We start from the raw sequence: 12,394 nt of genomic DNA, 5'->3' as shown, positions 1-12,394 counted from the left end.
GAAGGGTTGGCACTGCAGGCAAAAGTCCCTGCGGCTGCCAAGAGAAGCCAATGCACCTTATCTACGTTAATTAGTCTTAATGCGGAATTATGCAACCTGAGTGTCGCGTGATCTCTGAGTTTAGACTGTATAGTAGAAAGGAATTCTGTCTCCCTAAAGGAGACAATATAAAAGATTCTCGGGAAAATCCAGAAACTCTTTTGTGTTAAATTTGGAAGCACGCGACTTTAGTCGTGTGAGGCTTCACTAAAACGGACTTTTTTTGAAAATGTCCGCATAATGTCTGCAAAATGTCCGCTTGCTGTCTGTTTTCAGGCGTTTTTGAGTGTATTATATTTACAATGGACAAAGAAATGAGGAAAACAAAAACACTTCACCTCCGAGTCCATTTCTTTTGCAAAAGAATAAAGGCATATTGAGCGTCAGCCTAGACTTAACAGGTCATAGGTCTGGCGCTTTTCTTATGTCTGTAACCAGCCGGAGGATGACGATCCAAGGCTAATCGCAAACAGAAAGGAAAACATACTTATGGATTATGAAAAATTCAAAAAGCAGTTCGTAGAAGACGTAAAGGAAAGACTTTAAGCAGGCGTTGTTAAGATAGATGAAAAGTAATTTAAAATTTGAACCGGCGAAAAAGGCCAGAGCGTTGTCTCTGGTCTTTTTCAATAGCAATGACTTTCAATTACGCGTTGAATTCAAAGAAGAGCCTCTTGACCTGGGAGGAGTACTGACATTGGATCTATTTTCAACATACTCAAATGGTGATCCGTATGGAAACCAGAAGATATACATTGTGGATACAGAAACGAGGAAATATATAGAAGCATTGTAATTTAATTATGAAAGTTTATGAAAACTATATTGAATTATGAAGAATTATGAAAGTATAATGGATTATGAAGAATTATGAAAGGATGTCATGTTATGAAAAAGAATAATCCATTTACTCTTACTTTTGGAAAACAGCCAAATGAATATATATCCAGATATGAAAATACGGATATGATCTTAAGTACATTTGAGGCTGACAATCCAATCAGTCAGGCATATCTTATCGAAGGAATCAGAGGAAGTGGCAAGACTGTACTTATGACTTCAATAACAAATGAACTTGGGAAGGATAAGGATTGGATTGTAATAGACCTAAATTCAACGCAGGATCTTATCAATGACTGTGCTATGCGTTTGATCGAATCCTGCAAGAAAATCCCGGATTTCTTTAAACAGGGATTAAACATATCCATCGCAGATTTTGGTATTGGTGTTAATGGAAATGATACTCCTCAGGATAACGTAAGCATCATAGATAATTTGCTTTCTTCATTAAAAAAGCATAATAAAAAAGTAATCATTACTATTGATGAAGTAATGCATGATGACAACATGCGTCACTTTGCGAGCCAGTTTCAAATTTTTGTTAGAAAAGATTATCCGGTTTTCCTGTTAATGACAGGATTATATGAAAATATCTATGCAATCCAGAACGACCCAGCTCTTACTTTTTTGCTTAGAACCCCGAAAATAACATTAGAACCACTAAGCTTGCATCAAATAACGAAACAGTATGCAGATATTTTTCAGATTGATGAAGACAATGCCAAGAACCTTGCACGGATAACTAAGGGATATGCTTTTGCATTCCAAGCGCTAGGTCTTCTATATTATGAATATAGAGATGAAATGGAGTTAAGAGAAATTCTCCTCAAGCTTGATGATATGCTTGATGATTTTGTATACAAAAAAATATGGTCCTCATTATCAAAGCAGGATAGAACAGTCATTCTTGCAATAAAAAAGGATGAGACCAAAGTCAGTGAAATATGTAAGAAGGTAGGCATGACATCTGCTGTTTTCTCAAGATACCGTGATAGACTGATAAAAAGAGGTATAATCATATCTTCGGGACATGGTTATATTTCTTTGCTACTTCCTCGATTTGAGATTGTTGCTAAAACTTATGAATAAGGTCTCCCAAACAAGGAAATAAAACTAGAAATGCCTAAGAATATTAAGAAATAGCGGCCGCTTCCTTTTTTTGTTAATTGGATTAAAACAGAAATACTACGAAACAGGTGGGGATATATATTTTGGACTGGCAGAAAGCTATCAGATCAGATAAAACAGTTGTCGAAAGCAATAGATAGAATCATTGAAAAAAAAAGGCCTGCGGGAAAGCCGCAGGCCTTTTTTAACATCATCCTTCGATGAGTATCTGTTTCTTTTCGGGAAGCCTCTCTTTGTCCTTCTTAGGAAGGATGAGATTCAAAACACCATGCTTGAAGCTTGCCTTGATATCTTCCTCGGTGATGTTCTCACCGACATAGAAGCTTCTCTGCATTGATCCGGAGTAACGCTCCTGTCTGATAAGTTTGCCCTTCTTATCCTTTTCGTCCTGATCCAGACCTTTGTTTGCACTGACAATGAGATATCCATTGTTCAGCTCCAGACTGATCTCTTCTTTCTTGAAGCCGGGCAGGTCGATATCTACTTCGTAGTAATCGTCATGCTCATGAACATCGGTCTTCATCATCCTGTCGGCATGTCTGCCGTACAGCTTTCTTTCGGTTCTGTCCAGATCTCTGAAATCCGGGAATGCGAACCAGTCGTCAAATAAATCTTCTCCAAAAATACTAGGTCTTAACATAATGCTTACCTCCTTTTCACTCAATACTGATAATAGATACTGAGCAAGGGGAAGGAGGGATTAGATCATTGGAACATCCCGTTCTTTTGGTCTTCTCTGTTCCTCTGTTCGATTATGTTATAACACTCATATTAGCACTCGTCAAGTGTGAGTGCTAATAATGTTTGTGAAATATTTGTGAACTGTCTATGCCGCGTGAGCATGATTTTAAAGAATCTGCCGAGAAGTTGGTAAAATCTATTGGCAAGGCTGTAAAAGATGTTAGTATGATGTTTTCGTGGAATTAAATATTTTTTGTGCTTAAGGAACATGATAATATTATCTAAAATGATGTGACAGACTAAGCAATAATCAACATACATAAAGAGGTGACATACTATGGCAGAAGCAGATAAAAAATTTCTTTTCGAAAAGGCCAGAGTCTCACATGCGCTTATGGTTATGGCACTTCCGGCTATAGCAAGTCAGCTGATAACTTTAATATACAATCTGGCAGATACATGGTTTGTGGGACGGACCAATAATCCCTATATGGTGGCGGCATGTTCGCTGGTTCTTCCTGTGTTTATGCTCACCATAGTTGTTTCCAATGTCTTCGGAGTAGGTGGTGGAACTCTCATAGCGAGACTTATAGGCGCAGGAGAGGATGAAGAGGCATCAAGAGTATCAGAAACATGTATGTGGATGGCCATCATCGCAGGAGCAGTTTTTTCAATCCTTTGCTTTTTTGTGATGACTCCATTTCTAACACTTCTGGGAGCAAGTGACAAAATAATCGGGTACGCCCGTCAGTATATGTTTTTTGTGGTGGTCCTCGGAGGAGTTCCGGTGGTTTTCAACAACACTGCATCGTCCATGCTCAGAAGTATCGGGCTTTCCTCAAAAGCTTCTTTTGGACTCAGTATGGGTGGTGTCTTAAACATTATCCTGGATCCCGTATTTATGTTTATGATCCTTCCGGACGGCAAACAGGTCATGGGTGCTGCCATAGCCACCATGCTCAGCAACATTGTGGCGTCCATATATTTTATGGTCACCTATTTCAAGGCGTGTAATAATACCATACTCAGATTCCGCCCGACAGGAAAACACCTTACGGCAAAGTCATTTGCCTCCATATTTGATGTGGGAATACCTGCGGCAGTAGGACTCCTGCTGTTTGATCTGTGCAACATCGTTATAAACCGTTTGTCAGCCTCTTACGGAGACATCGAGCTGGCTGCCATAGGCATCGTACTTAAAGCGGAGCGTCTGCCTCTGAATATAGGCATTGGCATCTGCCTCGGGATGGTACCGCTTATAGCATACTCATACTCATCAGGCAACATAGAACGTATGGATGAAATCTTCAGATTCGCACGGATAGTTGGACTTCTGATAGGAATCACCAGTGTTCTGATGTACTACATTATGGCACCTGTTATAATGCAGTCTTTCATCCATAATCCGGAAACAGTCCATTACGGAACGCTGTTTCTCAGGGCGAGATGCATCGCAACTCCTCTGATGTTCCTGTGCTTTTCTATGTTTCATTTTACCCAGGCCATCGGACGGGGCAAAGAATCCTTTTTTCTTGCAGTCATACGCCAGATGGTTTTCAACATTCCTATACTGTTTTTGTTTAATGCCTTGTTCGGAGTAATGGGCATAGTATGGACTCAGGCGGTTGCGGATTTTTTTGTGGTTATCGTTTCATATGTCCTGTATGCCGGGATAAGGAAACAGGAGGGATGGAAGCCGGCAATGTAGGGATGGTGATCCATTTAGTCCATTATAATGAGGAGTACTTTCCATTTTGCAACAAGCGAGGATCATCATATATCATAGACAGTTATGAAGCTCAAGCCTGTAACCTCCAAATGACAATATTTTAAAACAGAGTAAGTACCAGATTATTTAAGCCCATGGCCGGTATGTATTTCACATCCGTGGCAAGTCCCACGATTATCCTGATTCCAAGGCCCTTGGTGGGATCCTCAGGATGATTCTTTTCATACCACTCCACGGGATCAAAGGGTCTTCCGTTGTCCCTGAAACGTATAATAAGGTTATCATTTCTGTTAATGACCCTGACGTCCACATTTATGGGCTTACCGCTGTCTGAACCGTGGGTCAGTATATTTATGATGTTCTCCTCCAGGAAAAGAGCTGTCATGTTGGCATCTCTCTTTTTCATATTTCTCTTAAGGCAGAACTCCCTGGCCTGTTCCGAAACAGCAGATACCTGGTCCATACTGCCAACGGAAGCCTCAAAAAGTTCATCCTCCCTGGGAGTTATTCCCTCAGGCATAAGGACCATGTCCTCCGCCTTTAAGGAGAATCGTTTGTTTACCGCTGACGGAAGAAGGAGAGTGATAATTAGCATCAATACTCCGGATACTATAAAGCCCATTTCAAATCCACTTATACCGAATATATTTCCGAGAGCCAGGCAGCATACCACAGGCAAAATTCCTTCCCTCAGTGCCACTAAAAGATAGCTGTAGCCGTTTCTCATGATGGACTGATACACTCCCGAGAGTGTGTAGGAAAGTGCGAAAAAGAAATACTGAACTGCCATAAATCTTATAAACCTTGCGGCCTGCAGAAGCTCTTTTGTGGCTGATGGATCCAGAAAACCCCGGGCTACAAAGTTTGCCAGCAAAAGAAGTATCACCATTAAGACACCAAAGAGCCTTATGATTATCTTTTTTGAATACGTATAGGTCCTTACTATGGAATTGCCATCACCCTCTCCGAAAAGAAGACTGGTCAAAGAGGATGTGGTGTTAAACAGTCCAAGCCCCACGGCATTCATTATGGAAAAGAAGGAACAGGCTGCGGAAAGACCTGAGAGTTCCACCTCTGAGGCAATGGTCAGAAGAAAGGTATTGAAAAAAATAGACTTCAGGGCAAGGCTTCCCAGTGAGACCGCATGGGGGATTCCGCACAGAATAACTTCTTTTAGCTCACCCATATCCATCTTGGGAAACGAATAGCGCAGAACTCTCTCCTTCTTGGTGAAGTGGGACAGCACAACAAGGAGTCCTGCCACATTGCTGAGGGCTGTGGCAATAGCCATTCCAAACATTCCGCCGTGAAAAACAGCCACATTGAGATAATCAAAAAGAAAGTCACACAGAAGTGTGGCCAGCATGGAACCCATGGCCCTTTGTCTGTCATTATCAAGCATCATAAGCTCCGCCAGAGACATACTGATGCCCATGGGCAAAGCTGCAAAAGCAAATCCCCTAAGGTAATCTGCAGCCATCTGAATGATGTCTGGATCATCGGATCTTGCACCCAGAGTACTTGCGATAGCAGGCGAAAAGACAAAGAGAAGGCATGCAAGAACTACCATCAGAATAAAAAGAACAGACATAACAAGACTGAATACCTGATTCACCTTATCCTTCTTTGCCATGCCCATATATCTGGTGCAGACCACAGCAAGGCCCGGGCCGAACAGTCCCCCCACCATATTTATAAGTATCGTCACGGGATGCACAAGACCTGTTGCCGCCACCGCTTTACTTCCAAGAAACTGTCCCGTCATGATGGCATCTATCATCACACAGGCTATACCAAACAGCATACTGGTACCGGCTACTATCCATATTCCGATAAAAGTTTTTTTGATAAGCTGGTCGTTTGTATTCATTCCGCCACCCCTCGATAATTATTTTCTATATTTTAATATACCATATCGCGAACATAATAATGATATAATAAGACAATGATAAACAATAATACGTAGATCAGTTTTAGGGAGTACTATCGTAAATGAATTACTTTTTAAAAAGAGTCTCTGACATCACAAGCCGCTATCCCGACAGGATAGCAGCCATAGACGAAACCCGCACAATGACCTATGAGATGCTGGATCAGGAATCCGGCAGGGTCTATAACGCCTTAAAATCAGAGGGTATAGGCCCCGGCGATACAGTTCTTATCATCATGAAAAGAAATATCTCCTTCTTTCCATGCCTCTTAGGAGTTCTTAAGGCCGGCGCCTGCTTTGTGCCTTTAGAGAAAGGATATCCGGAACAAAGAGTCGAAAAGATAAAACAGGATTCCGGGTGCGCCAGGGTAATTGACGATGAAGTGTATGAGGAGATCCAAAACAGCTTCTCACCGCTCCAGGGTCAGGCAGATGCAGATCCCCATGATATGGCTTATCTCATCTACACCTCCGGCTCCACAGGAAATCCCAAGGGCGTCATCCATGAATATGGAAATCTTTCCCAAATGGCAGAATGCTTTCCGGAGCAGGAAGATTATCCTCCGTTCAAAATAGCCTTTATTCCGCCCTTTTATTTTGTTGCCTCCGTCATTCTGCTTGGTGAATATCTGGTAAAAGGTCGTACCATATACCTTATCAGCAAGGACCTGGTAAGAAATCTGCCTGCACTCCTTGATTTCATCAAGGGTAACGGGATACAGGGCACATTTCTGTCCCCTTCCTATATGAGACTCTGCAATGTCGCAGATACCTGTCTGTCTCAGATAAAAGTAGGTTCAGAGCCTGCCAACGGGATCTGGTCGCCAAACACAGATATTACAATCCTCAACAGTTACTCCATGTCGGAAGCCGGATTTACCGTTTTGGAGCAGCCCTTGGTTCAGCCCTATGATCCTGCCCCTGTGGGTAAGCCCATTCTCGACATCGACCTTCATCTGGTGGATGAAGACGGAAACCGCGTGGAAGGCCCCGGAACAGGAGAACTCTGCTTTAAGAACGAATATGTGAGAGGCTATCTCAATCTGCCGGAAAAGACAAAAGAGGTCTTCAGGGACGGCTACTACTATACCGGTGATCTGGCCAGGCGCGATGAAGAAGGTAGATTCTACATACTTGGACGAAATGATGACATGATCAAGATCAACGGAAATCGAGTGGAACCCGCTGAGATTGAGAAAGTCATAAAAGACAATACAGGACTTTCACAGGTTGTGGCCAAGGGCTTTTCCAATGGTGGCAGGACCTTTGTGGTGGCATACTACATAAACAGTGAGGCAAAAGATAAAGGCCTTCTTAAGGACGGGAAGTTCACATTTAATACTTCAGATCTCTTAAAGGTTTTGCCTGAATATATGATCCCATCGTTCTTTGTGGGAATGGATGCCTTCCCCCTTAATCCAAACGGAAAGCTCTCAAGAAAATATCTTTTGCCGCCGGAAACTTCAGACATGCCCCAAAGAGAATATATAGCCCCCGAAACCGACACCGAAAAGCTGATCTGTGATCTCTTTTCCCAGGTTCTGGGCATCAAAGAGGTGGGCGTAACCGATGACTTCTTCCTTTTGGGAGGAGATTCACTCACCGCCATAACCTTCGTGGAAAAATGCAGCAAAATAGGAATACAAATGGATTACAGGGCTCTCTCGGAGTGCAGAGTTCCAAAAGAGCTTTCACTTAACTGGCATCAGAAAGAAGATGCCGGAAAAATGAAGAAGCTGGATGATGAGGCAAGAGAAAAAGTATGGCCGCAGCTGGAAGGTCAGATACTCCATGTGGACATGCAGAAGGTAGGTCCGGCATCACCCTTCTTAAATGTTCCCAGCCTATGGAAGCTTAAAAAGGATGTGGATCTTAACAGGCTTAAAAAAGCCATCGAGAAGGTCATTTCCCACCACCCCGTCCTGAATCTAAAACTGTATGAGGAGAATGGCGGATACTATCAGAAATATGTAAAAGAATATGAAGAGCCGGTAAAGATCCTTGATATCACCGAAAAAGAGCTGGAGGATGTCAGGAAGATAAGGATAAATAAGCTAACAGATACAGATAAGCTCTACTGCTTCTATATCTATAGGACCACGGATGGAAATTACCTGTATTACAATATCCATCACTCCAATTGCGACGGCACATCTCTACAGATAATCAGAGATCAGATCTACCGCTGCTACATGGATGAAGCCTACGAGATACCGCCGGATTACTATTTCGAGATGGTACGGCGGCTCACCTTAAAGAAGCAGGACAAAGAAGCCTGTCAGAGTGCACTTAAGAAATATGAGGATATCATGGGAGACTCCTCATCCTGGCAGGGAAGAAAGATATTTCCAAAGCCTGATACCGATGGTCCTCCCGAAAAATCTGAATTGATAAAGGTTACGGATTTTGCCACCCTGGGGCCCGGAATAAACGACGCCTTCTTTATCACAGCAACCCTTCGTGCCATGGGAAAATACAACGGTACAGGCGAGGGTATGCTATGGGTTACCTCCAGTGAGAGAGACGATGAGATCAGGAAGAACACTGCAGGCTTTATCGCCCGCTTCCTTCCCTTATATCTCGGAAAAGAGAAGAACACTCAGGATATCATCAACAGGCAGATGGAATGTCTAAAGGCTTACCCGGAACTTGAAGATACTCTTTTCCCTATCAGTGACTTTTTTGACATGCTGCATTTCAATCATCTCGGAAGCCTTCTGGAACAGGGAGAGATTGAAAACCTTACGGAAAAGAGCGAGGATCTGAGGATTTTTGACATAACACCGGGACTGTTGTCCCTGGTCATCACCGATCACCCTGATGATAACAAGGTTGACATGCTTCTTTACTACTCCACCAATCACTATAAAAAAGAGAGCATGGAGCGCTTTGTAAAACTGATTCTTGAAGAAGTCAAAAAATGGAAACGAGAATAAAGGAGAATAAATATGTTTACATTTGTTGAGTATGACAGCAACATCAATTACCGCGAACTTGACTGCACACCGGGTCTCTTTCACGAAGCGCTGAAATATGTTCTTCGAGGCGAAAGTCGCTTTCACATTCACAACGAAGGGGCAGCAGATTTTGATATGTGCTATGATGACAATGACCGGTATACCAAAGCTGATCCTGCCTGCCCTGACAGCGATTTTTACAAGAGCGAGCTGTTCTTTCCTCCGTATTATTTCTATGACGAGACAGATCTTGAAAAGATAAATATGTACATCCTGGATGGCTTTCAGGAGGTCTTCTTCGAAGAGGCCAATGAATACAGCCTTGTCCTGGCAGACCTTATCCTGAAGCACACAAATCTTCAGGTAACCTTCAGGGACCGCAAGGTGACTCTTTTCCCATGGCTTAAGGATAAGGTAGTGCTGTGCTTTATCCCTGAGAAGGAAAAGTCAATATATGTCCAAAAGAGCTTTTACCCCGTCTATAATACACCGGACAGATTCTGTTCTCTGGGCCTGTTCCACAGCATGTTCATTTTGCAGTGGATCACAGATCTTCCTAAAAAAGACCTCAAATATGTAGAGCTCACCATCAGAAAGACCGAGGGCATCGGAAGTGTATTAAACACTTATCTCAAAGCTCAGGAAGCCCTTGAAAAAATGGGAATTAAGATATATATAGCTCCCGGCAGCACCCGCTACACCGATAAACTTCTGACCACGTATTTTAAGATTGATGAAAAGCCTGAAGATGCAGATGAGACCAACACCGCCTTCGTCAAGTGCTTTAACTGCTTTGCCCTGAATAATTTCACGCAGCGAAATACAAGGTGTATAAGCCTGGATGTTATAAAGCCGGCCCTTTTAAATGATATGAAGGAATATGCCGACCTGCTTCTTGGAAACAAAAAGACCCTGGGCGTATTACTCAGGGGAACAGATTTTATCATCGCCAATTTTGAAGACTCTTTCCACCCCAGCGACATCGACAGATGCATCAGTCTCATAGCTGAGCGTATGGAAAAATATAACTACGACAGGATTTTTGTGGCCACAGAGGATGATTATTACCTCAGCAAGATGCTAAAGGCATTTCCTCACAAGGTTATCACCGTCTCTCAGGAGCGCCACAAAGTCGAAGACTTTAAGAACCTTAAATATATCTCCGATCTTGAAAAAGAAACTCATTCCGAAGAAGCATATCAGGCATCCGTAGAGGACACCACGGTAAATTACATCTATGCCATGTATATGCTCTCCAGGTGCGAGAGTTTCCTGGCCAACTGCATGTGCAATGGTGTGTGGATAGCCGAAGCCTTCAATGAGGGCAAGTTCATCCACAAGGATATTGTAAGCATGATGGACGATACTCAGAGCTAAAACACCTTACTGAACAATAAGTGCCACCAGCGGTATGGTAAATACCGAGATCACCGTAAATAGAAATCGAAGATAGTATACAGCAAAATGAAAAAGAAGAGGTATTCCACAAGGATCATGGAAAAGGTTTTATTACCAAGTATACAGACAAAAATGTGTATGTTGATTTTGATGGGAAACAGCTGATATTTCCATATCCGGAGGCATTTGATAAGGAATACCTGACAAACAAATAATTATTGGTAAGAACTTAATATATTGAAATAAAAGAAAACCGGTACAACTACCGGCTTTCTTTATATACTATGTTAATTTTATTGATAATAGTAACTCTTGATCATTACTGATAGAAGAGAGGTTGCATATTTTATTCCCTAATCATAGTTGTATATGTGTCATAACCACCATCACCTTCAGAGTGAATATAAATAACAAATGAATTATCTGTGATATTGCTTATAGAAGAGATAGTGAAATCCAACTCGTCAGGATACCATATTTTCCCATTGATTCTTTCAGTATGATCAATGTTTTTTACTGAATAAGAACCATCAGAATTCCGAGTAAACGTTCCTTTCATTTTTAATGCATCTATTTCAGGGTACTCTCGGGTTGTGATCCAATTATAGTATTCAAAATTCAATTTATCTGTTGTTCCGGAAAGAACAATGTATTCATCTTTGTCTTCTCCGAAATAGTTAGTCCCTGATTCATAGCCACTGCCCGAACGATATATGGTGTAGTTTGTATAACTGGATTTTTGATAGTATTTTCCCGGCTGAAGTGATCCGGAACCTATGGCGTTTGAAGCAATCTGTTTTATTTGAACAATGCCGTTTTCTGTCCATGCTCCGTCAGAATTAACTTCATATCCATCAACAATTGTATTTGTGAGAAGATATCCACCGGCATCAAAGTAATAGCACTCAGCGTTGCCATCATTATTTCCATCGATCCACTGCCATTGAGATGTGGTGTACGATCCATCATCGTTCAAGTAAAACCATCCGTTGGAATTCTTCCCCCAATTGCCTGCTAAAGATGATATACCAATGGTGAAAGCAATACCTAATGTAGAGACAAGTACTTTTGATATTTTCATTTTAACGCCTCCGTTAATGATTTATGGATAAAGTAGGAGTAATATCTCAACCTATAGTTTCATAGATCATATCCATGAATCCGCCGAAATTATCATCATAATGAAGTTGTGTAATCCTGCTTTCCTAGCTTGACGGCTATATTTAAAAGTTTGTACGGAATTTATCAATTCATATCAAGATTTTACCACATATTTAAAAAGTAATATACGGAAATAGGGATAATGATTTAACCTAAGGGAACACACCATCAGTCCCTCGAGGCCCTATATGGTCTAAAATTAGACAATATGAAAAACTGTTGAGTTGTGATATGCTTCTAACGTCCATGAGACATCTAACGATTAATCCTAGAAATTCTTTTCAGAATGATCATTCCCGATTATACAAATTTTATTATCAGCTTTGCGCAGAACTGATATATAATCAAGGCGAGAGGTTCATATCTTTCTCGCTGTACTTTAGGAGCAGATATGGAACAATTTACAGGATTGGGGAAAGTCATAGTGGCTACAGACCCCGATAAGATCCGGCTGGATATGACGGTAAAAAATATCCTTGCATATAAACCATTGCTTGCGAGGATTTTCAAGGAAGTTGTATCTGAGTGCCG

Annotated in this window: 8 protein-coding genes; 5 read left to right on the top strand and 3 right to left on the bottom strand. The window is 41.7% G+C overall.

The genetic code is table 11. The features are described from left to right. The first annotated feature begins 604 nt into the window (after positions 1–604). Both BLV86_RS16265 and BLV86_RS16260 read left to right on the top strand, forming a co-directional pair. Complete coding sequence (locus BLV86_RS16265; protein ID WP_090819647.1) at positions 605–835, top strand: hypothetical protein; 231 nt, start codon at positions 605–607, stop codon at positions 833–835. Positions 836–927: 92 nt separating this feature from the next. Further along, on the top strand, positions 928–1,968 hold the full coding sequence (locus BLV86_RS16260; RefSeq protein WP_090819644.1) for an ATP-binding protein: 1,041 nt from the start codon (positions 928–930) through the stop codon (positions 1,966–1,968). Positions 1,969–2,197: 229 nt separating this feature from the next. Here BLV86_RS16260 and BLV86_RS16255 read toward each other — a convergent pair whose 3' ends face one another. Continuing rightward, positions 2,198–2,647, bottom strand: a complete 450-nt coding sequence (locus BLV86_RS16255) for an Hsp20/alpha crystallin family protein (RefSeq protein ID WP_090819641.1) — start codon at positions 2,645–2,647, stop codon at positions 2,198–2,200. Between the two features lie 378 nt (positions 2,648–3,025). Between BLV86_RS16255 and BLV86_RS16250 the strand changes: the two genes are divergently transcribed. Continuing rightward, positions 3,026–4,396, top strand: a complete 1,371-nt coding sequence (locus BLV86_RS16250; protein WP_242873348.1) for an MATE family efflux transporter — start codon at positions 3,026–3,028, stop codon at positions 4,394–4,396. Positions 4,397–4,517: 121 nt separating this feature from the next. On the opposite strand, the gene BLV86_RS16245 is transcribed toward BLV86_RS16250, so the two are convergent. Continuing rightward, positions 4,518–6,287 (bottom strand): MATE family efflux transporter, encoded by a 1,770-nt coding sequence (locus BLV86_RS16245; RefSeq protein ID WP_090819638.1) that lies wholly within the window; start codon positions 6,285–6,287, stop codon positions 4,518–4,520. A 122-nt stretch (positions 6,288–6,409) separates the two neighbouring features. Here BLV86_RS16245 and BLV86_RS16240 point away from each other — a divergent pair, with 122 nt between their 5' ends. Both BLV86_RS16240 and BLV86_RS16235 read left to right on the top strand, forming a co-directional pair. Continuing rightward, positions 6,410–9,283: a non-ribosomal peptide synthetase gene (locus BLV86_RS16240; protein WP_090819635.1), complete on the top strand. Its 2,874-nt coding sequence runs from the start codon at positions 6,410–6,412 to the stop codon at positions 9,281–9,283. A 12-nt stretch (positions 9,284–9,295) separates the two neighbouring features. Next, positions 9,296–10,681 carry an O-fucosyltransferase family protein gene (locus BLV86_RS16235; RefSeq protein ID WP_090819629.1) on the top strand — a complete coding sequence of 462 codons (1,386 nt, stop codon included), beginning with the start codon at positions 9,296–9,298 and terminating at the stop codon, positions 10,679–10,681. 367 nt (positions 10,682–11,048) lie between these two features. Here the strand turns inward: BLV86_RS16235 and BLV86_RS16230 are convergent, their stop codons facing one another. Continuing rightward, the gene (locus tag BLV86_RS16230) at positions 11,049–11,783 is read right to left on the bottom strand and encodes a hypothetical protein (RefSeq protein ID WP_090819626.1); all 735 of its coding nucleotides are present in this window, start codon (positions 11,781–11,783) and stop codon (positions 11,049–11,051) included. Between the last annotated feature and the right edge of the window lie 611 nt (positions 11,784–12,394).

It is taken from the genome of Oribacterium sp. KHPX15, assembly GCF_900107835.1.
In the GTDB taxonomy this organism is placed as follows: Bacteria; Bacillota; Clostridia; order Lachnospirales; family Lachnospiraceae; genus Oribacterium.
The sequence above is the reverse complement of the archived record's forward strand: the minus strand, read 5'-3'. Positions and strand labels throughout refer to the sequence as shown.

Bases quoted from the DNA above. Each gene is read 5' to 3' on its own strand.
- BLV86_RS16265 (WP_090819647.1), top strand. From the start codon at position 605: ATGAAAAGTAATTTAAAATTTGAACCGGCGAAAAAGGCCAGAGCGTTG.
- BLV86_RS16260 (WP_090819644.1), top strand. From the start codon at position 928: ATGAAAAAGAATAATCCATTTACTCTTACTTTTGGAAAACAGCCAAAT.
- BLV86_RS16255 (WP_090819641.1), bottom strand. From the start codon at position 2,647: ATGTTAAGACCTAGTATTTTTGGAGAAGATTTATTTGACGACTGGTTC.
- BLV86_RS16250 (WP_242873348.1), top strand. From the start codon at position 3,026: ATGGCAGAAGCAGATAAAAAATTTCTTTTCGAAAAGGCCAGAGTCTCA.
- BLV86_RS16245 (WP_090819638.1), bottom strand. From the start codon at position 6,287: ATGAATACAAACGACCAGCTTATCAAAAAAACTTTTATCGGAATATGG.
- BLV86_RS16240 (WP_090819635.1), top strand. From the start codon at position 6,410: ATGAATTACTTTTTAAAAAGAGTCTCTGACATCACAAGCCGCTATCCC.
- BLV86_RS16235 (WP_090819629.1), top strand. From the start codon at position 9,296: ATGTTTACATTTGTTGAGTATGACAGCAACATCAATTACCGCGAACTT.
- BLV86_RS16230 (WP_090819626.1), bottom strand. From the start codon at position 11,783: ATGAAAATATCAAAAGTACTTGTCTCTACATTAGGTATTGCTTTCACC.